Origin of the sequence: Kribbella yunnanensis, assembly GCF_039529655.1 — a bacterium.
GTDB lineage: Bacteria > Actinomycetota > Actinomycetes > Propionibacteriales > Kribbellaceae > Kribbella > Kribbella yunnanensis.
In genome coordinates, this window is record NZ_BAAANF010000012.1 from 46,791 (window position 1) to 69,168 (window position 22,378).

General features: G+C 67.3%; 23 protein-coding genes. 5 read left to right on the top strand and 18 right to left on the bottom strand.

The features are described from left to right. Positions 1-142: 142 nt before the first annotated feature. The 4 genes from ABD231_RS17635 to ABD231_RS17650 form a co-directional block, all read right to left on the bottom strand. Positions 143-1,438, bottom strand: a complete 1,296-nt coding sequence (locus ABD231_RS17635; protein WP_344152503.1) for an FAD-binding oxidoreductase — start codon at positions 1,436-1,438, stop codon at positions 143-145. A 68-nt stretch (positions 1,439-1,506) separates the two neighbouring features. Continuing rightward, positions 1,507-2,070, bottom strand: coding sequence for a HutD/Ves family protein (locus ABD231_RS17640; protein WP_344152506.1), 564 nt, complete (start codon positions 2,068-2,070; stop codon positions 1,507-1,509). Continuing rightward, on the bottom strand, positions 2,070-2,366 hold the full coding sequence (locus tag ABD231_RS17645) for a hypothetical protein (RefSeq protein ID WP_344152509.1): 297 nt from the start codon (positions 2,364-2,366) through the stop codon (positions 2,070-2,072). Before ABD231_RS17645 ends, ABD231_RS17640 begins: the two co-directional genes overlap by 1 nt. 120 nt (positions 2,367-2,486) lie before the next feature. Beyond that, a complete protein-coding gene (locus ABD231_RS17650) occupies positions 2,487-3,599 on the bottom strand; it encodes a sugar phosphate isomerase/epimerase family protein (protein WP_344152512.1) in 1,113 nt (370 codons plus the stop codon). Positions 3,600-3,786: 187 nt separating this feature from the next. Between ABD231_RS17650 and ABD231_RS17655 the strand changes: the two genes are divergently transcribed. After that, complete coding sequence (locus ABD231_RS17655) at positions 3,787-4,566, top strand: SDR family NAD(P)-dependent oxidoreductase (protein ID WP_344152515.1); 780 nt, start codon at positions 3,787-3,789, stop codon at positions 4,564-4,566. Positions 4,567-4,585: 19 nt separating this feature from the next. After that, on the top strand, positions 4,586-5,164 hold the full coding sequence (locus ABD231_RS17660) for a nicotinamidase (protein WP_344152518.1): 579 nt from the start codon (positions 4,586-4,588) through the stop codon (positions 5,162-5,164). Here ABD231_RS17660 and ABD231_RS17665 read toward each other — a convergent pair. The 6 genes from ABD231_RS17665 to ABD231_RS17690 form a co-directional block, all read right to left on the bottom strand. Then, entirely contained in the window at positions 5,157-6,689 is a 1,533-nt protein-coding gene (locus ABD231_RS17665) for an AbgT family transporter (protein ID WP_344152520.1), read from the bottom strand. The genes ABD231_RS17660 and ABD231_RS17665 overlap by 8 nt on opposite strands. After that, a complete protein-coding gene (locus tag ABD231_RS17670) occupies positions 6,686-7,624 on the bottom strand; it encodes a CE1 family esterase (protein WP_344152523.1) in 939 nt (312 codons plus the stop codon). Before ABD231_RS17670 ends, ABD231_RS17665 begins: the two co-directional genes overlap by 4 nt. A gap of 168 nt (positions 7,625-7,792) precedes the next feature. Then, positions 7,793-8,536: a creatininase family protein gene (locus ABD231_RS17675; protein ID WP_344152526.1), complete on the bottom strand. Its 744-nt coding sequence runs from the start codon at positions 8,534-8,536 to the stop codon at positions 7,793-7,795. Beyond that, a complete protein-coding gene (locus ABD231_RS17680) occupies positions 8,523-9,302 on the bottom strand; it encodes a FadR/GntR family transcriptional regulator (protein ID WP_344152529.1) in 780 nt (259 codons plus the stop codon). The genes ABD231_RS17675 and ABD231_RS17680 overlap by 14 nt, the downstream gene beginning before the upstream one ends. 32 nt (positions 9,303-9,334) lie before the next feature. Continuing rightward, entirely contained in the window at positions 9,335-10,831 is a 1,497-nt protein-coding gene (locus ABD231_RS17685; RefSeq protein WP_344152532.1) for a beta-N-acetylhexosaminidase, read from the bottom strand. Then, positions 10,831-11,655: a CE1 family esterase gene (locus ABD231_RS17690; RefSeq protein ID WP_344152535.1), complete on the bottom strand. Its 825-nt coding sequence runs from the start codon at positions 11,653-11,655 to the stop codon at positions 10,831-10,833. The genes ABD231_RS17685 and ABD231_RS17690 overlap by 1 nt, the downstream gene beginning before the upstream one ends. A 74-nt stretch (positions 11,656-11,729) precedes the next feature. On the opposite strand from ABD231_RS17690, the gene ABD231_RS17695 reads away from it, so the two are divergent. Beyond that, positions 11,730-12,311: a TetR/AcrR family transcriptional regulator gene (locus ABD231_RS17695; RefSeq protein WP_344152538.1), complete on the top strand. Its 582-nt coding sequence runs from the start codon at positions 11,730-11,732 to the stop codon at positions 12,309-12,311. On the opposite strand, the gene ABD231_RS17700 is transcribed toward ABD231_RS17695, so the two are convergent. The 3 genes from ABD231_RS17700 to ABD231_RS17710 form a co-directional block, all read right to left on the bottom strand. Next, on the bottom strand, positions 12,308-13,756 hold the full coding sequence (locus tag ABD231_RS17700) for a M1 family metallopeptidase (RefSeq protein WP_344152541.1): 1,449 nt from the start codon (positions 13,754-13,756) through the stop codon (positions 12,308-12,310). The two genes, ABD231_RS17695 and ABD231_RS17700, sit on opposite strands and share 4 nt — an antisense overlap. A 237-nt stretch (positions 13,757-13,993) precedes the next feature. Next, the gene (locus ABD231_RS17705) at positions 13,994-14,494 is read right to left on the bottom strand and encodes a LuxR C-terminal-related transcriptional regulator (RefSeq protein WP_344152544.1); all 501 of its coding nucleotides are present in this window, start codon (positions 14,492-14,494) and stop codon (positions 13,994-13,996) included. A gap of 147 nt (positions 14,495-14,641) precedes the next feature. Further along, positions 14,642-15,748, bottom strand: a complete 1,107-nt coding sequence (locus ABD231_RS17710; protein WP_344152547.1) for a sensor histidine kinase — start codon at positions 15,746-15,748, stop codon at positions 14,642-14,644. 112 nt (positions 15,749-15,860) lie between these two features. On the opposite strand from ABD231_RS17710, the gene ABD231_RS17715 reads away from it, so the two are divergent. Next, positions 15,861-16,115 (top strand): PLD nuclease N-terminal domain-containing protein, encoded by a 255-nt coding sequence (locus ABD231_RS17715; RefSeq protein ID WP_344152550.1) that lies wholly within the window; start codon positions 15,861-15,863, stop codon positions 16,113-16,115. Here the strand turns inward: ABD231_RS17715 and ABD231_RS17720 are convergent. The 3 genes from ABD231_RS17720 to ABD231_RS17730 form a co-directional block, all read right to left on the bottom strand. Further along, positions 16,112-16,912 (bottom strand): hypothetical protein, encoded by an 801-nt coding sequence (locus ABD231_RS17720; RefSeq protein ID WP_344152552.1) that lies wholly within the window; start codon positions 16,910-16,912, stop codon positions 16,112-16,114. The two genes, ABD231_RS17715 and ABD231_RS17720, sit on opposite strands and share 4 nt — an antisense overlap. Continuing rightward, the gene (locus tag ABD231_RS17725; RefSeq protein ID WP_344152555.1) at positions 16,909-17,424 is read right to left on the bottom strand and encodes an RNA polymerase sigma factor; all 516 of its coding nucleotides are present in this window, start codon (positions 17,422-17,424) and stop codon (positions 16,909-16,911) included. Before ABD231_RS17725 ends, ABD231_RS17720 begins: the two co-directional genes overlap by 4 nt. 68 nt (positions 17,425-17,492) lie before the next feature. Next, positions 17,493-19,337 carry a bifunctional metallophosphatase/5'-nucleotidase gene (locus ABD231_RS17730; protein ID WP_344152558.1) on the bottom strand — a complete coding sequence of 615 codons (1,845 nt, stop codon included), beginning with the start codon at positions 19,335-19,337 and terminating at the stop codon, positions 17,493-17,495. A gap of 104 nt (positions 19,338-19,441) precedes the next feature. Here ABD231_RS17730 and ABD231_RS17735 point away from each other — a divergent pair, with 104 nt between their 5' ends. Continuing rightward, positions 19,442-20,230 carry a polysaccharide deacetylase family protein gene (locus ABD231_RS17735; protein WP_344152561.1) on the top strand — a complete coding sequence of 263 codons (789 nt, stop codon included), beginning with the start codon at positions 19,442-19,444 and terminating at the stop codon, positions 20,228-20,230. A 28-nt stretch (positions 20,231-20,258) separates the two neighbouring features. On the opposite strand, the gene ABD231_RS17740 is transcribed toward ABD231_RS17735, so the two are convergent. Beyond that, entirely contained in the window at positions 20,259-20,876 is a 618-nt protein-coding gene (locus ABD231_RS17740; protein WP_344152564.1) for a hypothetical protein, read from the bottom strand. A gap of 247 nt (positions 20,877-21,123) precedes the next feature. Beyond that, positions 21,124-22,320, bottom strand: a complete 1,197-nt coding sequence (locus ABD231_RS17745; protein ID WP_344152567.1) for a homogentisate 1,2-dioxygenase — start codon at positions 22,318-22,320, stop codon at positions 21,124-21,126. Between the last annotated feature and the right edge of the window lie 58 nt (positions 22,321-22,378).

Sequence of the window (22,378 nt, forward strand, 5' to 3'; positions counted from 1 at the left end):
AGGAAACTTAGTGACCGATTACTGGGGGATGCAAGCACGCACACTGCGCATCGAGCAATAGCCCAATGTCATGAATTGTTGACGTAGAGCGTTTGTTTGGTGAATTCAAGAATGCATGACAAAGCCGCCGGCGGCGGTCGGCTCAATTGTCGGAGTCGGCATCCAGATCGCCTGATACACCGGCCGGCAGCGGGGTCGCGCTGAACACACCCCGCGGGTCGAGACGGCGCTTGATCCGGAGCAGCCGGCTAGCGTTCGGCCCGTACGCCGTCGCGGCCTGCTCCGTGTCGTCGGGACCGAGCAGATTGGGGTAACCACCAGGCAGCGAGTACGGCGCCAGCGTGGTGCTCGCCGCCCGCGACCACTTGCCGTCGCCGCCGACCTCGATGAACTCGACCATGAAGTGGTAGTCCCGCTGACCGAACGCCGACCTCTTGATCGGCACCCGGGTGGCCGCGCCGTGGAAATGATGGATGTTGATGAAGGTGCCGGGCGACGTGCGAGCCTCGTACGCCTCGAGCAGCGCCGACACCACGCGAGGGGTGAAGCCGGCGACATTGCGAGTGCGGAGCGCGTAATGGACCCCATCCGGGAACGCACCGTCGAACTCACGCAACTTCGCCAGCGGAGACTTCACCGTCACGTCCGCACTCAGCGGCGTACCCAGTGCGGCAAACCCGTCGAGGACATCCTTGCCCTCGGCAAGGTCTCCCGACCACGTCGGCGCCACCGAGACCAGCGGATTGCCGTCGGGACCGACGACAATCGCGATCACCGATGTGAGCTCATCCGGGCCACAGTCGAGAAGTTCGCCGTACCCGCGAAACACCTGCTCAGCCTCGTCATACGGAAACGCGAAGGACCCGACGAGCACCTCCGCCAACGGATGCACGGCAACCTCGGCAGAGGTGACCACGCCAAAGTTCCCGCCGCCACCACGCAATGCCCACAGCAGTTCAGGACCAGCCTGTACGGCGCTCCCGTCGGCGAGCACGACTTCCGCACCCAGCAGGTTGTCAGCCGCGAGCCCGAATCGCCCGCTGAGCGGCCCATAGCCGCCACCAAGCGTCAGTCCCAGCAACCCAACAGTCCCGACCGTCCCAGTCGCTACCGCAAGCCCGAGCCGATCCGCAGCCTCGGCGGCATCCGCAGCAGTCGCACCACCGCCGACAGTCGCCACCCCATCGTCGATCGAGACCTGACGCATCCGAGTCAGGTCGACGATCAGCCCGCCGTCCCGAAGCGCCCGCCCGGCCCAGTCATGACCACCACCGCGAACCGACAACGGCAGCCCCCGGTCGCGCGCGACGATGATCGCTTCCTGCACGTCGGCGGTCGACGTACAGAGCGCGACCACCTGCGGGCGATGGTCGACAGCCCCGTTCCAGATCGCGACAGCGGCGTCGTACTCGGGTCCTTCGGTGACGAGTTGAACCATGCACCAAAGCTAACTCCGATCGCCCAGCACGCAGCGAAGCTTGCCCGGAGAAGCCACCACGTCTGCCCTCAGGTGATGCTGATGACGGCCACCACGCCGTTGCCGGTGACCGTCAAGCGATCGGGCAGCTCACGCACCGCATCGCGCGGGGCGAGCACGACATCGTTCACCATCACGACACCGTCCAGCACCACCAGGAAGGCCGCACCACGAAGGTCGACCAGCTGCTGCCCGTCGATCCGATGGCAGACCACCGTCGCCGCAGTGCGACCCCGACGCGTCATCACATTGAGGTTCATCGTCGGCCCCGACGGCACACCCCGAACCTCGGCCTCACCAGGAAACGCGAACGGCTCGAACGGCCGCAGCACCTGCACCTCACCGTCCGCCATCGTCAACGTGAGCTGCCGACCGGACGCCAAGGTGATGATGCGATCGACCCCGGGGAACGTGGAGAACGGCCCGGGGCGTTCGACGGCCGCGAAGCTGAGTCGCCAGTCGAAGTCGGCATCCTCGAAGGCGGCACCCTCGGACTGCGCTACCTCGGACCGCGCCATCTCATACGTGAGCCCTCGCCCGTTCTTCCACTCCACCCGCCGGTAGTCGGCGTGCCGCAGCACCCGCAACCCCATCAGTCCTGCTTGACCTGCGACCGTCGCGCCAGGGCGCCACGTACGAAGTTGACCACCAGGATCACCGGCAGGAAGAACGCCTGGAAGAACATCCAGTAGCTGTCACCCTCGGACATGAAGCCCAGGAAGACGCCGTACCCGAGGAAGGCCGCACCCACGACGCCGCCGAGGATCCGCGCCCCGTCCGACTGCCCGGAGTTCTTCACCAGCGCCATCCCCACCATCGCCACACCGCTGATGCACAGCAGCACGACGTACCACGAAAACGTCGGGTCGGCCCCGAAATCGATGTTCACAAATCCCCCACCAGTAAGCAGTTGAATGAATCCCCCGCGCGGGACGCTACCGGACAGCCAGGGCCAGCGCAGGCTGCCAGCCGGGCCACAGATCGGCGGCGCGAGACTTGGCGGAAGCAGTCAGCGGCGATAGATGGTCAGCTCGGACATGTTGGTGTAGCTGGACGCGGCGAAGTTCAGCGATTGCGCCGGAATCGCCGTACCGCCGGAGGCGTTGTCGTGCTCCCAGTTCGCGTGGTGAAGGTGCGGCGCGCCGATGGTCTGGAAGAACTGCTGGAAGTTGATGTCGCCGTCGCCGAGCGGGACCATGTCGTGCCCGTCGGGAACGGACGGGTTGCGGTCGCCGTCCTTGGCGTGGAACAGCGGGAACCGGGCGGTGCGCGGGGCTACGGTCAGGATCGGGTCGAACAGGTCGGTCTGCTGGTTGCCTCGCCAGTCGGTGTACGTCGTGTGCTTGAACCGGGCCACGTACGCCCAGTAGATGTCCATTTCGAAGAACACGTAGCGCGGGTCGGCCTGGTCGAAGAAGTACTCCAGCCGGCGCAGCCCGGACGACCGGGTCGGCTTGCCGGCCGGGTCCAAGGGGCCGGCGTCCAGCAGGAAGTCGTAGGCCTCATGGTGATTGTGGGTGTACAGCCGCAGGCCGCGCGCTTTGGCGCGACGGCCCAGCTCGTTCCAGATGTCGGCGGCGGCGTCCCAGTCGGCTTTGTACGCGCTGTTCGTGGGGTCGCCGCCGGTGCCGATGTGCTTCATGCCCAGCTCCTGGGCGATGTCCATCTGCTGCTCGAACGTGCCCGGGTTGATCTGGGTATGGGTGCCGTTGGCGACCAGGCCGTTGTCGTCCAGGATCTTGCGGATCTCCTTGGGGGTGATCTGCCGGCCGAGGATCGCGGTGTTCTGGGTGTAGCCGGCGAACTCGACCTCCTTGTAGCCGATCTCGGCCAGCCGGGCCAGAACCCGCTCGAATCCGTACGGTACGCCGGTGCTGTCCGGCGCCGCGCCGATTCGGTCGCGGACGCTGTACAGGATGATCCCGCGGTTGCCGGACGGGATCAGTGGCTCGGCCCGCAGGCCACCACCGTGGCCATGGTCGCCGCCGGTGGCGAACGCCGGAGTTCCGGTGGTCAGCACCGGCAGTCCGGCCGCGCCGAGCGCGGCAGCGGCGCTCGCGGAGGCCGTGAGGACGTTGCGACGGGTGAATCTGGCCGGAGTCTGCTCTTCCTGCTCGTGCATGAGGGTCGCGCCTTTCGACTGGGGCGGGCAAGAGTCGACGGTGCTGGGTGCTCGTGGAAAACCCTTACAGAGGCGAGCCGAAGTTTCTACGGGTCGCAGGAGACTTTCGTGTCGCGCTGCTTGTCCCAGAATAGTTAGTCGGCTAAGTTCTTCATGTAGTCGGCTAACTATCTCACTGGAGTGTGTCATGGAGCTGGGACTGAAGGACGCCGCGGTACTCGTCACGGGTGGGTCGTCCGGGATCGGGCGGGCGGCGGCGATCGGGTACGGGCGGGAGGGGGCTCGGGTCGCGATCACCTACGGGTCGCGGAAGGAGGCGGCCGCCGAGGTCGTCGCGGAGATCGAGGCGGCCGGCGGGCAGGGGTTCGCCGTACCGATGGATTTGAATGCTGCGGGGTCGATCGAGGCTGCGGTGGCGGCGGTGATCGAGCGTTGGGGTGGGCTGGATGTTGCGGTGGCGAACGCGGTCAACTGGGGCAAGCTCGGCTTCCACGGACGGCCGGAGAAGATCGAGGATGCGCCTGAGGACTGGTGGACCGAGGTGCTGCGGGCGAACCTTGAAGGCAACTTCCGGTTTGTGCAGCAGGTCGCGCCGGCGTTGCGGCGGTCGGATGCCGGCCGGTTGGTCCTGGTGTCGACCGACGTCACCCTGCGGCCGCTGCCGGGTTCCTGGCCGTACGGCGCTGCCAAGGCCGGGCTGCACGGATTCATGACCGCCCTGAGTTACGACCTCGGCGCGGACGGCGTACTGGTCAATGTGGTGATGCCGGGGATCACGCTCGAGGACGGTAAGCACCGGGTGATTCCGCAGGAGGCGACCGACGAGATCGCCAAGGCCTTCAGTGCGCGGCGGCTGCCGCACACGACCGAGGTGGCTGACACGATCCTGTTCCTGACCTCGCCGCGGACGCCTGCGATCCAGGGCGAGATCATCCGTGTCACCGGAGGTGCGCTACTCCAGCAGTAACCGGCTGTACCTTGGGGACATGACTCGGGCACTGATCGTGGTGGACGTGCAGAACGACTTCTGCGAGGGCGGAAGCCTGGCCGTCAGCGGGGGCGCGAATGTTGCCTTCCAGATCGGCGAGCTGTTGCACAAGTGGCACGAGGCCGAGCCGGACGAGCGCCACTACCAGTACGTCGTGGCCACCCGGGACCACCACATCGACCCGGGTGACCACTTCTCCGACGAGCCCGATTTCGTGAACTCCTGGCCGCGGCACTGTGTGGCCGGGACGGACGGGGTGAGCTTCCACCCGAACCTGGACCCGCAGCCGTTCGACGCGATCTTCGACAAAGGTGAGTACGCGGCCGCTTACTCGGGTTTCGAGGGCAAGTCCCACGAGGGCGGGCTCGGGCTTGCCGAGTGGTTGCGCGAGCGCGGTGTCACCGATGTCGACGTGTGCGGGATCGCCACTGACTACTGCGTGCGGGCGACCGCGCTGGACGCCCGCGTCGAAGGCTTCGGTACGACGGTCATCACCGGCCTGACTGCTGGTGTGGCCCCCGGTAGCACGGAACAAGCCCTGAGCGACCTGCGTGCTGCCGGGGTCACCCTCACCTGACCGGCGCGCCCGGGCCGAGCGGGATCCCCAGCGCCCACCAGGCAAGGAACAGCAGTGTCCAGGCGACCGTCATTGCGAGCGCCAAGGGCACCGTGTACGACGCCAGGGTGCCGACGCCGGCGTTCTTGCGATAGCGCTGCAGGAAGCCCAGTGCCATCACGAAGTACGGGCTCATCGGGGTGATCGCGGTCGAGCCCGAGTCTGCGATCCGGAAGAGCGCCTGGGTGGTCTCGGCCGGCACGTCCAGCAGCATCATCATCGGAACCAGGATCGGCGCGGTCAGCGACCACATCGCCGAGCCGCTGGTGACGAGGATGTTGATCAAGGTCAGCAGCACCAGGATGCCAAGGAAGATGACGATCGTCGGCGCCCCGAGATCACCCAGCCAGCGGGCCGATTCGGCCGACAGCAGGTCGCCGATCCGGCTCCAGCTGAAGTAGGCCAGGAACTGCGCGATCGCGAAGAACAGCACCAGCACCGGCGCCATCTGCTTGATGCCCTCGGCCATCAACCTCGGTACGTCGGCCGCCCGCTCGATCGCGCCCACAGTGACGCCGTACGTGATCCCGACCAGTCCGAACAGCACAGCGACGACCATCGCGATCCCGTCCAGGAACGGCGAATCGACGATGCTGCCGTTCTCACCACGCAACGGCGAGTTGTGCGGCACCAGTACGGCGACGATCGCGACCGCGGCGAGCCCGAACACGATGGTTGCCCGCAGCAACCCAGTCTTCTCGCGGGCCGACAATGTCAGGGCATCCGGGTCGTCACCAGGGGCGTCCGGATCGGCTTCCAGGTCGTCCCGCTTGCTCAGCACCAGCTTGGTGACGAGCGTGATGACGAGTGCGAGCAGTACCGATGACGCGATGTTGAAGAACCAGTTCGACAACGGCGAGATCGAGGCGTTCGGGTCGACCGTCTTGGCCGCGGCTTCGGTGATCCCGGCGAAGATCGCGTCGTTCGGCGTCGGGATCGGACTGGCGTCGTACCCGGAGGCGATCGCGGTGTAGGCGACCACGATGCCGAGGATCGGCGACTTCCCGACCGCGCGGAACGCGAGCCCGCCGAGCGGGACCAGGATGATGTACGCCGCCGCGGACGCGACATGCGCCATCGTGCCGGCGAAGGCGACCGCGAAGACCACCATCGAGGTCGGCACCCGGGAGACGCTGACCTTCATCAGCGACTGCAGGAAGCCGGTGCGCTCGGCCAGCGCGACGCCCATGATGACGACCACGATGGTTGCCATCGGCGGGAACTCGGCGAAGTTCGAGATCGCTGTGGACACGGCCATCTGCAGGCCGTCACCTGACAGCAGGTTCTGCACCGCGACCGTCTTGCCGTCCTTCGGCGAGACGACCGACACGTCCAGCGCGGCCAGGATCGCGCTCACCACGGCGAGGATCCCGGACAGGATCCAGAACAACCAGAACGGATGCGGTAGTGCGTTACCCGCCCGCTCGATGACGGCCATCGCCCGAACCAGGCGTGGCAGCTCCTTCGTATCGGTCGCGGTGCTCATCGCCTGTGCTCCTTGAAGAACTTGCCGATCAGCTCGTGCGCCTCGAAGGTCTGGGTGACATAGCCCGGACCCGACGCCGCGTCCGAGCCCGGCCAGCTGTGTCCACCATCCGTGACGGCGACATGCACGACATCCGCGTCGCAGTCCTTGTACGTGAACTTGAGGACATCGTCGCCGACCTGAGATTCCCGCGGGTTCTGCTCGCAGTGGTTGCGCACCGACCAGTCCCGCACCCACGTCTGTACGTCGGGAAGGTCGCGCTGACCGTCGCCGCCGTACGGGATCGTGGTGTCGCCGGTGCCGTGGATGTCGAGCACGGGGACCGGTCGGCTCGGGGCGCAGCGACCGCCTTCGATGTAGAACGCGCCGTCGACCGGTGCGATCGCGGCGAACCGGTCGGCCAGCTTGCAGGCCAGGATGCCGGTGAAACCGGCGCCGTTGGACTTACCGGTCGCGTAGACGGTCCGGGTGTCGACGCAGTAGTTGGCTTCCAACTGGTCGAGCAGGTCGGAAGTGAACTTCACGTCGTCCACACCCTTGGCGGCGTACGGCGCTCCTTGCCACGCCTGCTTGTTCTCGTCACCGATCACCCCGTTGGGGTAGGCAACGACCGCGTCCAGCTTGGACAGGTCCGAGAACGCCTCGGTCTGAGCACCGGTTTTGCCCCGGCCGTGGAACACGAGGATGAGCGGGTAGCTCTTGGTGGCCTTGTAGTTGTCCGGCACATGCAGCCGGTACGTCCGCGTCAGGCCGCCGCTCTGCACCGTGTAGTCACCGGTGGCCGCGGCCTTGCCACAGCCCGCCGTACGGGCAGTCGTCGAGGCAGTTGCCGTAGGCAACACAGTCGCGGCGGTCACCAGGCCGGCCGCCACCAGGACGGCACCGAGGCGCCGGTGCCATTCGGTACCGCGCGTTTTCGGGCGTGCGAATCTCATCAGGGGTGCCTCCTCAGGCGAGCCGCCCCCACACCATCTGATGGGTTGACCCATCAGCTTGTGGGTTCCCCACCCGCATGCGGGTACATAACCCACAAGCTCGTGGGTGAACCCATGAGATGCGGTCGGGTGGGGGTGCGGCGGGACGGGGGTTGGGGGTGCAGCGGGTCAGGCCGAGAGGAGTTCGTCGGCGAAGGCGGCGATGCGGTCGGCGGCGGTCTCGACGAGGAGACGGCCGGTGTCGGCAGTGGCGGTTCGGGGGTCACCCAGGACGCCACGCTTGTGATAGTCGTCGAACCCGACGGACAGTCGCGGCCCCCGGCCACGACGGGACAATCGGGCCGGGACGGAGAGCTCGTCGAGCGTGGTGGCGCCCGGTTCCAGGCGGTCGGCCTGGACGAGTTCCGGGGCCAGGTACAGCATCTGCGCGGTTTCGGCCTCCCCAGCGTGACCGTGCACCTCGCTGACACCGGTGATCAGGTCGGCCACCACTTCGGTGACCGGGGTCCAGGTGAAGGTGAGGTCTTCGCGCAAGTACTCCTGCGCCAGTACTGAGAGCGCAGCGTTGTTGCCGCCGTGCCCGGTCACCACCAGGAACTGTTGCCAGCCGTGCGATCGCAGGCTGGTGATCAGATCCCGCACCACCTGCATGAAGGTTGCCGGTGACAATGACATGGTCCCGGCGAACGCCAGGTGATGCGGCGAAACGCCATACGGTACGACGGGTGCCACGACCGCCCGCCCGGCCAACCGCTCAGCCACCCGGTCAGCGACTCCGACCGCGCGCACGGTGTCAGTCGACATCGCCATCCCACCCCCGTGCTGCTCCTGCGCACCCACCGGGATGATCACCAACGGCGCCGTCCGAACTGCCGCAGCCGCCTCGTCAGTCGTCATCTCAGCGAGCCGCATCGGACCCTCCCGCGGTGGGCGTGGCGTCGAGGGCGGCGGGCGTGGAGCTGCCGGCGGGCGCGGAGTCGGCGGCGGGCGAGTCCATGGCGGCGGCGGCCTGGACTGCTACGCGGATGTTGTCCAGGTGCTCGCGGGTTAGGCGCTCGGCGTGGGCAGGGTCGCCGGCGCGGACGGCCTCCAGGATTGCGACGTGCTCCTCGTGGTCCTGGGCGCGGTTGTCGTACAGGGAGCGGATCTGCTGTTGCTCGCGGACTCGCACCTTCAGCAGGGAGGCGAGTACCTCTTGCAGGAGGGGGTTGCCGGAGGCGGCGGCTAGCTCGATGTGGAAGTTCAGGGCGAACGACGGGCCGCCCGGCGGGACGAGCGCGTTCGTGACGGCGGCTTCGAGGCGCTCGAGGTTCTCCGGCTGTCGCGCAATCGCTGACTGGGCGGCGATGGCGGGCTCCAGGACCAGGCGGGCGCTGATCAACTGCAGGACCGAGTCCTTGGTGATCGGCGGTCGGTGCGGGTTGGCCAGGACCACGTGATTGATAGTCGGGCCGACGTACGTCCCGGAGCCGTGCCGGAACTCGACCGCACCGGTCGCCTCGAGCTTCCGCAGCGCCTCCCGGACGGTCGGCGTGGTGATCGCGAAGCGTTTCGCGAGCTCGCGCGCCGACGGGATGGCATCACCAGGACCCAGCCCGCCGTCCCGGATGATGCCGAGAATCGACTCGGTCAACCGGTCGGACAGGCTGGGCGGCGCCTCAGACGCTGAGTAAGTCACAAAGTGACTAAATCACTTAGCCTTTCCAGCAGTCAAGAGCTCGGCGCCGGGCCAACAGCAGTCATCCGCCCCGCGAACTGGGTGTAGAACGGCGGCGTGGGACTTCGCCAGGTGTGCTGAGCCATCACCCGCAGCCGCGGATAGACCTCCGCGGCCAGCTGTTGCTCGGTCTGACGATCAGGCTGATCGCACCACAGATGCAGCTTGGCGCCGAGAGTGTCCGCCAGCCTGCTCCCATCGACGAACAAGCCGGGATCCCAGGTGTCGTACATGACCGCCGGCGCGGTGTTGAGCAGGGCGCCGAGCCCACCCACGGTGTAGTACGTCGGCGTGATCGAAGCGTTCATCACCTTGTGGCCCGCGGCAACAAGTTCGGCCGGGCGCCACGCCGGGCCGGCCCACGGCGTCAGGCCGCTCATCGACCAGTGCTCGACGACGATTGCCGGGTTCACCGTCAGCGTGCCGCCGGTCCGGACGAGACCGTCGTTCCACATCCGCGTGGTCTTGCCGGCCGCCCGGACGATCCCGTCGGCCCAGTTCACGAAGCCGAGATAGGCGTCCTGACCGGTGGCCGCCGTACCGTAGTGCTGCTTGGCGTATCGCTCAAGCTGTGGATAGTCGGTGAAGTTCTCGACGTACTCATCCGCGCCGATATGCCAGTACCGGCTAGGAAAAAGCGGCAAGAACTCGGTGATCAGATCACGCATCAGGTCGTACGCCGCCGGTTTCGACAGGTCGATGTTTCCATGCTGCACCTGTCCGTTAGCGGCGACCAGCTTCAGTTCGGGATGAGCGGCCAGGATCGGCTGCATGTGCCCCGGGAAGTCGAGCTCGGGGACGACCTGGATGCCGTAGCGACCGGCGTACTCGATCAGTTCCCGGATCTCCTGCTTGCTGTAGTGCTGCTCGGCGGTGATCTCCGGATGGGTCGCGCTCTCCAGCCGGAAACCGTGCTCGTCGGATAGATGGAGGTGCAGGTAGTTGAGCTTGAGATAGGCCATCTCGCGGATCTGGGTGCGCAGCCAGTCGAGACTCAGGTACTTCCGGCCGAGGTCGACCATGAATCCCCGCTCCTGGTACGTCGGCCAGTCGCGCACCTGGCCGCCCGGCAGGCGGCTCTGTTGGCGGAGCAACTGGACCACCGACCGGGTTCCGAGCCGGACCCCGGCCACCGCACCCTCGACGCCAAGCACCGGCCCGACCTGCAGCACATAGCCTTCGGGACCGCCGGACGCCGTACCCAGCCGCAACTCGATGTCGCCCGGTGCCGCCGGGCCGCCGACGACGTAGCCAACCGGACGATTCATCACCTTCGCAAGGTCCTCGGCCAGCAGCCGAGCCGGACCGGCCAGCGCCGAGGCCGCGACCACTTTGCTGCTGCTCGTGAAGGTGTAGCCGACGCCTCCGGGAGCCCACTCACGCACCGCTGGGATCGTCGGTGGCAGGACAGCCGTTCCGCCCCGTGCGGGAACGGTTGTCGTGGTGACGCAGACCAGTAGCGCGACGAGGGCAAGCAATATCCGCTTCATCACGGCAGCCGGTGCGCGGACAGGAAACGCCACGCACGCTCGCGGAAGTCCGCGCCAGCCGTGCCCGTCGGGTACGCGTGACCGAGGCCCTGGTACGAGCGCCAGTTGACCGTGACGCCGGCCGCACAGCCTCGGTAGGTCTGGGCAGCACCGTCGGTGACCGGCTCGATCACGGGCGTCGGCGAACATTTGTTCCGCGCGACCCACTCATCCCTGGTACGGCGACCTTCCGCGACCGGGATCAGCGGGTCGCTCTCGCCGTGGAAGAGCGCGACCGCGATCGGCCGAGTGGGTCGGCATCCGCCGAAGGTGTTCGGCGACCCGCCCATGAATCCCGCGGCCGCGGCGAAGGTACCGGCGGCGTCGCACGCGGCCCGCTGACTCATCCACGAGCCGAGTGAGCCACCCTCGACGTACACGCGGGAGCGGTCCACGCAGGACTCGGCGGCGATCCGGTCGACGACGTCACGGAGGAACCGGACGTCGGGCGAGCCCACCGCGAGATTCCAGTTCGGGTCGCCGGCGGGGTAGGCCACGATGAACTTCTCGGCGTCGGCGGTCTGGCTCCAGCCGGTCGCCTGCTCCTGGAAGAACGGCACCGAGCCGAGTCCGTGCAGGCTGAGCAGCAGCGGCGCATTGCCGGTCAGGCCGGCCGGGACACGCAGGTTATAGGAGCGGGTGGAGGCGGGAAAGAAGCTGCGGGTGACCGTGCCACCGGTGGGCGCGAGCGAGCAAGCCGTGGTCGCGGCGGCGGCTGCGGTGGTCGCTTGGGGCGCGGTGAGGGTGGCGGCGGCCAGGGTCAGGCTGAGGAGCAGACGCTTCATGGCATCTCCTGAGGGCGGGGGCGGGGACATACCCGACGGTAATGTAAGAGCGTTCTTACGTCTACAGTTGCGTTGTGGCTACTGGCACCCGCGACCGGATCATCGACGCGGCCCTCGCGCTGTTCGCCGAGCGAGGTGTCGCCGCGGTCCCGGTGACCGCGATCGAGGCCGCGGCCGGCCTCGCCGCCGGCAGCGGGGCCTTCTACCGGCACTTCCGGAACAAGACCGAGCTGGTCGACGCCCTCGTCGACCGGGAGCTCACCCGGGCGCGCGACCGGGTGCCGCCGGCCCGCGACGAGGCCGACGGCAACGCCACCGAGGTGCTCACCACGCGACTCCGGGGCGACTTGGACTTTCTGCGCGAGCTCGGTCCACTCATCCACATCCTGGTGTGGGAACGCGGGCGGAACCCCGAACTGGTCGAGCGGCTGCGCTCGACCGTCTTCGAGGCCAGCATCGAGTCCGGAATGGCCGAGGTACTGTCCCTCGCGCCGACCCAAGCCGTGCAGGAAGACCCCGAGGCGGCGGCCCAGGTGATGCTGTCCGCGATGGTCGGCTTCTTCCTGGCCGAGGAGTACTACGGACGTCCGGCCGGTCCCGTCTCCGCGGACCGGTTCGCTCGCGCTCTTGCCGCACTCCTCACCAGCGAACCCTAGGCCGGGCCGACCTTCCAGTCCGGGTAGCCCGGCATCGCTGGGAGGGTCTTGCCGTACAGCCAGGACCGGAGGAACGGGCGAAGGTCCTTGCCCGCGACCGACGACGCCAGCGCGATGAAGTCCTCGGTCCCGGCGGTCGAGTTCGCATACCGGCGTACCCAGGTTCGCTCGATCGCGTCGAACGTCTTCGCGCCGACCTCCTGCTTGAGCGCGAACAGCACCAGCGCTCCCCCGGCGTACGCCGCATCGCCGTACGGCCGGATCTCGGCCGAGTCACCGGTCCATTTCGCCGGGTCGGGCGCGGCGATCGGTCCGTTGTCGAGAATCGCATTCCCGCGCTGCTCGTACGCGTGTTTCGCCGAGTCGACGACCTTCGCGCCATGCTTGATCTCGCTGTACTCGCCTTCGTAGAAGACCGCGTGGCCCTCGTTCAGCCAGACGTCGGACCAGCGGCGCGGCGACGCGGAGTTGCCGAACCACTCGTGCGCGACCTCGTGCAGCACGACACCGTCGGTACCGTTCTGCTCGAACCCCTCCTTGGTCATGTGGGACGCGGTCATCATGGTCAGGCCCTGCGTCTCGAGCTCGCCACCCAACGGGGTGATGTACGACCCGGCCTCGGCACCCGGGAACCGGCCGAGCCGCTCCTCCAGGAACCGGACCGACGTGTCGAACGACTTCAGCTGCGGCTCGATCGCGGCCAACTGCGCAGTCGGTACGGCGTACCTCAGCGGCAGGCCGTGCGGACCCTTGCGATTCAGCACGGTGAACGGCCCGACCCCGATCTGGAACAACTCCGGCGCGATCTTGCGCTGCTCGCGGAACACGCGGGTCGTGTTACCGCCGCTCGACCGGACACTGAGAAGCTTGCCGTTGGCAACCGAATTCTGATCGGCCGGCGCGGTGATCGAGAAGGTGGCCGGCGCCTTCTGCACCGGATGATCGGCGACGGCCAGGATCTTCCGCGCCCCCGACGGCTGGTTGAGCGCCTGCACAAACCCTTCGTGCCAGATCAGACCGGGCGGCAATGCACTGGTCTTCGTCACGTCGGTCACGTCACTCCGAACGTCGACCCGGACCACGAACCGCAGGTGCTTGCGGACGGCCTTGGTCGGCGTGATCACCAGCTCCCCGTTCGGCGCGCTCTTCCACGAAGCCGGTTCGCCGTCCACCTGCACCCCGGTCACCTGCGGCCCGAGCAGATCGAGGTCGAACGCGCTCAGATCCTGAGTCGCCCGCGCCGACAGCGTCGTGGTCGCCGTATAAGACCTCAGCCCTTTCGCGAAGCGGAAATCGAGCCGCTGGTCGAGGACGTCGTACCCGCCGTTCCCCAACTCAGGCCAGACAGTGTCACCGACTCCCGAATTTCCTGGTGCGGGCGCGGCTTCCGCTGGAAGACCGAGCAGGGACAAGGCTGCTGTTGTCGCAACAAGACGTTTGAACATGCCTTGAAAACTAGGCAATTCCGAACCCGCGATCGTCGGTCCTCGGGTGGGACCGGTGTCATCCTGAGGTCTTAGAGGGGGTCTGGGGACTCCACGCCGTAGCGAGGAGGTGCTCGGTGCGGTAGCTCGGTGCGCTGGGGCGAAGGGTTCGATGCGGAGCATCGTGCCCTTTGCACCAGTGCGGCGAGGTGCCGTGCCGAGTGCCCCGCAGTAGGCGTGGGGTCCCCAGACCCCCTCTTAGGCGAGGCCGATGTCGTGCACCAGCAGGGCCAGTTTGGTCCGGTTCGAGAGCCCGAGTTTCGCCATGATGTGAGTGATGTGCACCTTCACCGTCGACTCGCTGAGCTCGAGCTTGCCGGCGATCTCCGCGTTGCTCATCCCCTCGGCGACCTCGATCGCCACCTCACGCTCGCGCGGTGTGAGCTCCTTCAGCGGATCGTCGCCGACCGCGGTCTGCGCCGGCGCGGGGTGTGCCGTGTACGAGCTGATCAGCCGCTTGGTGATCCGCGGCGAGAGCATCGAGTCACCCCGGACCGCCTGCTCGACCGCCTCGACCAACGCCCGCGGCGCGATGTCCTTCAGCAGGAACCCAGTCGCACCTGCCTGCAACGCCTCGTACACATACTCGTCCAGATCGAACGTCGTCAGTACGACGACCGCCGGCGGATCGGGCATTGCCGTCACCCGCCGGGTCACCTCGATCCCGTTCACCTGCGGCATCTGGATGTCCGTCAGCACGACGTCCGGCCGAATACTTCTCGACTAACTCGACCACGTTCGCGCCATTGGTGTCCTCGGCAACGACCTCGGCGGTTCCACCGGCCTGCAGGATCAGCCGGATCCCGTTGCGGACCAGCCCTTCGTCGTCGAGCAGGAGCACCTTGATCATTCGGCCACCATCCTCGGTAGGACTGCCCGGACTTGGAACACGCCGCCAATCCAACCAGTCTGCAATGAACCGCCGGCCAGCGTGACCCGTTCCCGCATACCGAGCAGACCGTACCCGGACCCCGGTACGACGCTCTGCCCGACCCCGCGCGGGTTCGTCACCTCGACCACCAGCTTCTCGTTGTCGACGGCAACGGTCACCGACACCACCACACCCGGCGCGTGCTTGGTCGCGTTCGTCAGCGACTCCTGAATCACCCGGTACGCCGCGCGCCCGGCCGCCGGATCGACCTCGGGAACCGGATCGGGCAGCGTCAGATTCACCTTGAGCCCCGTGTCGACCGCATCCGCCACCAGGACCGGTACGGCGTCCAGCGACGGCGCCACGTGTCCCGGCTCACCGGGCAGCTCGTCCCGCAGTACCTGGAGAATCTCCCGGAGTTCCGTGAGCGCCGCCGTGCTGGTCTTGCGGATGATCTCCGCGACCTCTTCGGTCTGTTTGTCCGGAGCGGTCATCGTCAGCGCACCGGACTGCAGGGCGATCGCGCTGACCCGGTGGGCGACGACGTCGTGCATCTCCCGGGCGATCCGGCGGCGTTCGGCGACGACGACGCGCTCGGAGCGCAGGTCCCGCTCGCGTTCGGCCTGCTCGGCGCGTTCCCGCAGCGCGACGAGCAGCGCGCGGCGCTGGTAGACCCACAACCCGATCAGCATCGGAACCAGCACGAAGAACACGACGTACCCGACATCCGCGCCGATCCCGGCTTCCCGTTTCGTCGGGAAGAACAGAATCACCGCACTGCCGATCACGAACGAGACCGCGGTCTGCCAGTGCAAACCCTTGCGGCTGGCAACGGTGTACGACGCGATCGTCACCTGCACACTGGGCCACCACTGCGCGACCGGCGTGAGCGCCATGAACAGCAGCGGGAAGCGTCGCCGTACCAGCATCGCAGCGCTCTGCGTAGCGACCAGGAGGAGCGTGTACCACCGCAGGTCGGAGTTCTTCGAGATCTCGAGGACCAGACCACTTGCCACCAGCAAAGTGAACAGGACGTCGAACGCCAGAGTTCGGCGTTTGCCGTCCCACCACGCGAGCCGCATACCCAAACGGTAGCGCTACCGACGAACGGTCAGCTGTCTAACACCTTCGTACTACCGTGGATTGAGCTACTCGGCCGATGCCTCCAGCACCCGTTCCCGAGATGCTGGAGGCATGCTCACCCTCATCGCTCACACCACCACTTCGACCGACCAGACCTGGGGCTTCTTCGGTGCCGCAGGCATCATCGCCGTCCTGGCCGCTTACGCCCTGCTGGTGATCGGCGCCTTCTTCAGCGCGCTGTTCTCGCCCGCCTCCGGCGGGATGAAGCTGGTCTGGATCGTCTTCATCGTGATCGCGCCCTTCATCGGCAGCCTGCTCTGGTTCATGGTCGGCAAGCGCAACGCCCACGAAATCGCCTACCGCTAGGGCGTGACGAACAGGATGACGTGCCGGTCCGAGCTCGGAATCGCATCCTCGACCACCCAGCTCGGCGGCGCGGAGTCGGACTGTTCGGACTTCTTGCCGACCCGGTACTCCGCCGTCATACCGCGCTCGGTGAGCTTGCCCAGGAGGTAGGCGACCGTCCGGCCCTTGTACTCGACACCCTCCAGCGCCTCGCCCGGCGCATCGATGTCGCCGGCGCCGGAGTAGGCCTCACCGGGCTTGGCGGTGCGGCCGACGTACAGATCGGCCTGGCCGCGGAAGCTCAACGGGATCGTGAACTCCGGTACGCACGGGGATGCCGGAGTGCCCTTGCAGCCCTTGGGATAGCGCCCGGGGATGATCTGCGCCGAGTCGGCGCTGCCCGACATGGCGATGGACTGGCCGACGATGGACGGCGACACCGGCTGCAGGTGCAGCGTGATGTTGAGCCCGTGCTGCTTGAACTCCTCGTTGTACCGCGCGACATCCGCCGCCGGATCGAGGACGCGGACCCTCATCACGTCTCCCTCGGTGGTGAAGGACAGCGCTGACCCCATGGCCTCCTGGCGGTCGTTGCCGTCCGGCACCCGGACGATGAGGGTCGTGACCACGGCGACCGCGGCGGCGACAGCGAGCACCGGCACCAGGCGCCGTCGTACCGGGCTGTGGCTTTTGAGGGCCATCGGGGTGGCGGTGATGCCGCGGAGGAGGTCGGCTCGGGATTCGGGAGTCACCTGCTCAGCCGGGTCAGCAGTGGCGACTGGGTCGAGCGAGCGGAGGAGGTCCAAAGAGTTGGTCATGACTTTGCTCCAGCCGGGGTGTGGTCCAAGAGGCGCTCAAGCCGACGGCGGGCGCGGTGCAGGCGGACCATGGCGGCGTTCCGCGAGCAGCCGAGCGCGGCGGCGAGCTGGGTGGTGTCCAGGCCCTCCCAGGCAGCGAGGGAGAGCACTTCACGATCGGTGTCCGACAGCTGCTTGAAGACCTCAGCGGCCTCGACAGCTACCGGTTCAGGGTCCGGTACGGCGGTGCGCAGGTCGTCGCGCAGCCGGTCGGCCAGACCGTGCCGCCGGGACTCGCCCCGGCGATGGTTGCTCAGGACGCGCCGCGCGACGCCGTACAGCCAGGGCAGGATCTGCCCCTCCGGTACGTCGTCCAACCGCCGCCAGGCGACCAGGAACGTCTCGGCCACCAGGTCAGCCGCGTCCGCGCGGATGTCGAGCCGGCGGACGAAATACCGCAGTACGTCGTCGTGGTGGCAGGTGAACAGACCTTCGAAACGGGCCAGCCGGGGGTCCGGCGGAGATTCGGTCACGCGCACGGGCCCCCTTGTGAGTAAGTGCGTCATACCCGGTTTGTGTCCGGGTATGACGCGTTCTTACCTCAAGGGTTGATGACGATGGGGGCACCGTTGGAGACGAGGGACCAGTCGCCGGTGTGGAAGCTGGCCGGGTCGACCTCGCCGGTGGCGGTGACGTAGTCGATCATCAGCTGCCGGATCTCGACCTGGCGGTTGTAGACGACCGGGGCCTTCGACACGTGCGGGAAGTTGCCGCCGCCGGACTGGCGGTAGTTGTTCACCGCAACCACGAACTGCTGGTCGTCGGCGACCGCGACCCCGCCGTACTGGAGGTCGAGGATCCGGGAGCCGACGGCCTTGGCGATGTCGATCTTGTAGGTGAGCGGCTTCGACAGACCGCCCATCACGTCGTAGTTGTAGTCCGGCGTCCCGGGCGGCGCGGTCGGCGTCGGGGCGTTGGTGACGTCGCTCGATGGGAACGGGCCGGGGCCGCTGACCTGCTTGTAGTAGACCGCGGAGAACTCCAGGTACGCCTTGATCTGGACGCCCGTCATGGTGACCGCAAGCAGGGTGTTGTCGAAGATGTAGAGCCCGGCCACATCGCGCACCGAGACATCGCCGGCCGGGATCTTGGCTGCCCGGTTGAACGGCGCCGCGATCGCCAATACCGGCAGATTCGCCTGCGGCGTACCGGCGAGGGCCTTGGAGACCGCGTCGGCCTGGACGAAGTTGATGAAGTCGAGGGCGGCGGTGTCCTCCCACGGCGCGGTCGCCGCGGACATCGCCTCCTTGCAGGTGCCGATCTTCGAGTTCACATAGCCGACGACCTTGTCGTGGTCCTTCTGCAGGACGTTGATGACCTTCGGGTCGGCAGCGACGGTGTTCGCGTTCAGGACCTGGCTGTGCCGGCTGACGACCTTCCAGCAGCCGCGGACGTGCTGCAGGTCGAGGTCGATCACCGACAGCCGCATGCCCCACTTGAGCGGCTCGGTCAGCAGGACCTGGTCGCCGGTGACCTTGTTCGTCACCAGCCGCTCCGGGATCTCCTGGTGGGCGTGACCGACCAGGACCGCGTCGATCCCCGGAACCGTCTCGGCCATCAGAACCGACGCGTTCTCCGGGACCGGCAGGGCGTCGCCGTACGACGAGGAGGTATCCATCCCGGAGTGCGCGGAGACGATCACCACGTCGGCGCCCGCCTTGCGCACCCGGGGGACCCAGAGTTTCGCGAGCTCGACGATCCCGCCGAACTTGATCTTGTTCTCGACCGTCGCCTTGTCCCAGATCGCGATACCCGGGTTCGTCAGGCCGAGGATGCCGACCGTGATCGGTGCCCGGCCGGGCACGTGCACCTTCTTCAGCACGTACGGCGGGAAGACCGGCAACCCCGTCGTCCAGTCCTGCGCGTTCGCCCCGAGCAGGGGGAACTTCAGCTGGCGCTGGAATCGGCGCAGGATGTCGAGACCGTAGTTGAACTCGTGGTTGCCGAGCGCGGCGGCGTCGTACCCGATCTCGTTCATCGCGGCGGCCATCGGGTGGAGGTGGCCGCCGGTGATGGGCTCGATCTTCGCGAAGTAGTACGACAGCGGGGTGCCCTGGATGGTGTCACCGGCGTCCAGCAGCAGCGGGCGCGGGGCGTGCCGGTCCTTGGCGACCTGTTCACGGTAGGCGGTGACGAGGGTGGAGATCTTCGCCAGGCCGATGTCGTTGTGCGCGGAGTCGTCGTACTCGGCGTTCTTGAAGTAGTCCCAGTTGAAGACATTGCCGTGCAGGTCCGTGGTACCGAGCACGCTCAGCCGCACGGTCTTGCCGTGGCCGCTGCCTGCTGCCTCGGCGGGAACCGCCTGGAAGCCGGCCGCTGCGAGCGCTGCCGCGCCACCGATCGCCGTACGCCTGGTCATCGTGGTCCGCTCACCGCTGTCCGTCATTCGTCTGCCTCACACATCGTCGGGTCTGGCCTCCGACACCTTACGCGCGACACACCCCGGTCCCGATTCGGAGATGGCCCTGGGCCTGAGAGAAGATGCAGCCCATGACCAAGCCGCCCGGCAAGCTTCTGCCGTTGGTCGCCGCCCTCCTGTGCGGTGCCGTTCTCGCTCAGGCTGCCCAGCCTTCCGACTCGCCCGTGACGGCGTCATCGCCTGCCGTCCGCACGGTGGCCGCCGGCCCGCTGAGCGGAAGCCCGATCGCGGCCAAGCCAACTCATCAGCGCGGGCCGAAGCGCCAGGGACAGACGCCGCACACCAAGCCGGCTTCCGCCTCCGGCGACTGGAACCTGACCAAGCACGGCAAGGTGCTGTACCTCACGTTCGACGACGGCCCGCACGCCGGTTGGACGCCGCAGGTCCTGCAGATCCTGCGGCGTCACCACGCGCAGGCGACGTTCTTCGTGCTCGGGGCTGAGGCCGCCAAGCGGCCGGACCTGGTCGAGCAGACGCGTGCGGCCGGGCATCACATCGGTAATCACACCTGGGACCACCCGATGCTGACTCACATTCCGGCCGCGAAGATGCGGCAGGAGATCTTCTCGGGTGTGAAGTCGAAGTGCTTCCGGCCCCCCTTCCGCGACACCAACGCCGCGGTCGAGGCGGCCGCCAAGGCCAACCACCAGCGCCAGGTGCTGTGGGACGTCGACACCAACGACTGGAAGAAGCCCGGTGCTGCGGCAATCGAGCACGCCATCCTGGCCGGCGCCTACCCCGGCGCCATCGTCCTGATGCACGACGGCGGCGGCAACCGCGCCCAAACCGTCGCCGCCCTCGAACGAGCCCTAACCAAACTCCAACACCAGGGCTACAAATTCCGCCCCCTCCCCTGCTGACCACCGATACCCACCAAACGGCCCGGGGTCAGCGGCGTACGGCGGCTGTGCCGTTGGAGTAGTGCTGTAGGGCTTGGTCGATGACGTGGACTGGCTGGTCGAGGGCTTTGACCAGGAACATGCCGATTGGGTGCAGGAGCGGGCTGGGCTTCACGACAGCCCGTACGGCGGGCTGGTCGAGACCGCGAACTCCGGCGGTCGTGGCGCCTACCCCGGGGGCGAGTGCTACCTCGAGCATGTATTGGCCGAAGAGCTTCTTCTGCCGGAAGCCTTGGACGGTTCCCCACGGGAGCATCACCGGGTAGCCGGCGCCGTCGCAGGCCAGTTCGAGACCACGCTCGGACATTCGCATCGCGACCGGCTGGAGCGGGAAGGCGGCGTACCAGCGCTGCCGCTCGGCGTCGAGGCGGAGGGCGAGCACGGTACTGACGACCAGCGGGAGCATGGCGAGGATCAGCAGCAGCGCGAACGGCCAGAGGCCCGAGTAGCGCAACGTGACCAGCACATAGACCGCACCGAGGATGCCAACGGCACCGATCCCCAGCGTCGCCCAGGCCCCCCGGCGCAACACCGTGCTGACAATCTCACGCCGCCGCATCACCGCCTGCCGGTCAACCCCGACGACGAACCCCGCCTCCTCGCTCATCCGCCAACAATCCCATCCCCCGCCCCCATCCCCCGCCCCGACCCCCATCCCACCCCCCCAAAGGTGGGTCGCCTTCTCTTTGTGCACGAGATCCATCTTTGTGAACCCACCAGTCATTTTCATGGGCTCCAGATGGTTGGTGGGTTCCCAAAGATGAGCTTCGTGCACAAAGAGCGGCGGGGGTGTTGGGGAACGGGTCGCTGCTCTTTGGGGGCGAGGCGGGGAGGGGGCTGGGGGTGGAGGGGGGTTAGGGGTGGAGGCGGCGGCCGGCCCAGGTGTAGGCGTAGACGCCGTCGTCGACGGATTGGCCGCCTTCGCCGAGTTCCAGGGGGCGGAAGGTGTCGACCATGACGGCTAGTTCTTCGAAGCGTTCGGCGCCGAGGGAGGCTTCGATCGCGGACGGTTGTGGGCCGTGGGCGTAGCCGCCGGGGTGGAGGGAGATGGAGCCTAGGCCGATGCCGGAGCCCTTGCGGGCCTCGTAGTCGCCGCCGCAGTAGAACATCACCTCGTCGGAGTCGACGTTCGAGTGGTAGTACGGCACCGGCACGGACAGTGGGTGGTAGTCGACCTTGCGGGGGACGAAGTTGCAGATGACGAAGTTGTAGCCCTCGAACACCTGGTGCACGGGTGGCGGCTGGTGGATCCGGCCGGTGATCGGCTCGTAGTCGCTCACGTTGAACGTGTACGGGTACAGGCACCCGTCCCAGCCGACCACGTCGAACGGATGCGTCGCGTATGTCATCCGGCTGCCGACTATCCCGCTCGGACCATGACCGCGGTGCTTCACCAGCACCTCGACATCCGTCCCCTCAACGGTGAACGGCGAGGTCGGTCCGTGCAGATCACGCTCGCAGTACGGCGAGTGCTCCAGGAACTGCCCGTACCGCGACAGGTACCGCTTCGGCGGGGCGATGTGCGAGTTCGCCTCGATGCAGTAGGCGTGCACCCCGTTCGGACCCGGCAACCAGCGGTGCGTGGTCGCCCGCGGGATCAGCACGTAATCACCCTCGACCGCGTTCAGTACCCCGAACACCGTCTCGACGGTCGCCGTGCCCTTCTCGATGTACACGCACTCGTCGCCGATGGCGTTGCGATAGTACGGCGAGGGTTGCTCGGCCACGACGTACGAGATCCGTACGTCGCCGTTCCCGAGAACCAGTCGCCGATGCTCGACCACGTTGGTCGCCGACGTGTCGGTGAACAGGTCATGGAGTTTCAGGTGCCGCGGTGTCAGCGGGTGGTTCGCGACCGTGGCCAGATCGGGCAGCTCCCACACCTGCGAGTCGACGATCGCCGACGGGACACCGGAGTGGTAGAGCAACGACGAGTCCGACGAGAACCCCTCCTCGCCCATCAGCTCCTCGTAGTACAACGCGCCCTCGGCGTTCCGGAACTGCGTGTGCCGCTTGGGCGGAATCTCGCCGACCTGCCGGTAGAACGTCATTCTTCAGACTCCCGAGTACGATAATCGAACGCATGCGTCCGCTTACCGAAAGCATCCG

Excerpts from the sequence above, each read along its gene's own strand:
- ABD231_RS17635 (WP_344152503.1), bottom strand. The coding sequence starts at position 1,438 with ATGGTTCAACTCGTCACCGAAGGACCCGAGTACGACGCCGCTGTCGCG.
- ABD231_RS17640 (WP_344152506.1), bottom strand. The coding sequence starts at position 2,070 with ATGGGGTTGCGGGTGCTGCGGCACGCCGACTACCGGCGGGTGGAGTGG.
- ABD231_RS17650 (WP_344152512.1), bottom strand. The coding sequence starts at position 3,599 with ATGCACGAGCAGGAAGAGCAGACTCCGGCCAGATTCACCCGTCGCAAC.
- ABD231_RS17655 (WP_344152515.1), top strand. The coding sequence starts at position 3,787 with ATGGAGCTGGGACTGAAGGACGCCGCGGTACTCGTCACGGGTGGGTCG.
- ABD231_RS17660 (WP_344152518.1), top strand. The coding sequence starts at position 4,586 with ATGACTCGGGCACTGATCGTGGTGGACGTGCAGAACGACTTCTGCGAG.
- ABD231_RS17665 (WP_344152520.1), bottom strand. The coding sequence starts at position 6,689 with ATGAGCACCGCGACCGATACGAAGGAGCTGCCACGCCTGGTTCGGGCG.
- ABD231_RS17670 (WP_344152523.1), bottom strand. The coding sequence starts at position 7,624 with ATGAGATTCGCACGCCCGAAAACGCGCGGTACCGAATGGCACCGGCGC.
- ABD231_RS17675 (WP_344152526.1), bottom strand. The coding sequence starts at position 8,536 with ATGCGGCTCGCTGAGATGACGACTGACGAGGCGGCTGCGGCAGTTCGG.
- ABD231_RS17685 (WP_344152532.1), bottom strand. The coding sequence starts at position 10,831 with ATGAAGCGGATATTGCTTGCCCTCGTCGCGCTACTGGTCTGCGTCACC.
- ABD231_RS17690 (WP_344152535.1), bottom strand. The coding sequence starts at position 11,655 with ATGAAGCGTCTGCTCCTCAGCCTGACCCTGGCCGCCGCCACCCTCACC.
- ABD231_RS17700 (WP_344152541.1), bottom strand. The coding sequence starts at position 13,756 with ATGTTCAAACGTCTTGTTGCGACAACAGCAGCCTTGTCCCTGCTCGGT.
- ABD231_RS17710 (WP_344152547.1), bottom strand. The coding sequence starts at position 15,748 with ATGCGGCTCGCGTGGTGGGACGGCAAACGCCGAACTCTGGCGTTCGAC.
- ABD231_RS17715 (WP_344152550.1), top strand. The coding sequence starts at position 15,861 with ATGCTCACCCTCATCGCTCACACCACCACTTCGACCGACCAGACCTGG.
- ABD231_RS17720 (WP_344152552.1), bottom strand. The coding sequence starts at position 16,912 with ATGACCAACTCTTTGGACCTCCTCCGCTCGCTCGACCCAGTCGCCACT.
- ABD231_RS17730 (WP_344152558.1), bottom strand. The coding sequence starts at position 19,337 with ATGACGGACAGCGGTGAGCGGACCACGATGACCAGGCGTACGGCGATC.
- ABD231_RS17735 (WP_344152561.1), top strand. The coding sequence starts at position 19,442 with ATGACCAAGCCGCCCGGCAAGCTTCTGCCGTTGGTCGCCGCCCTCCTG.
- ABD231_RS17740 (WP_344152564.1), bottom strand. The coding sequence starts at position 20,876 with ATGAGCGAGGAGGCGGGGTTCGTCGTCGGGGTTGACCGGCAGGCGGTG.
- ABD231_RS17745 (WP_344152567.1), bottom strand. The coding sequence starts at position 22,320 with ATGACGTTCTACCGGCAGGTCGGCGAGATTCCGCCCAAGCGGCACACG.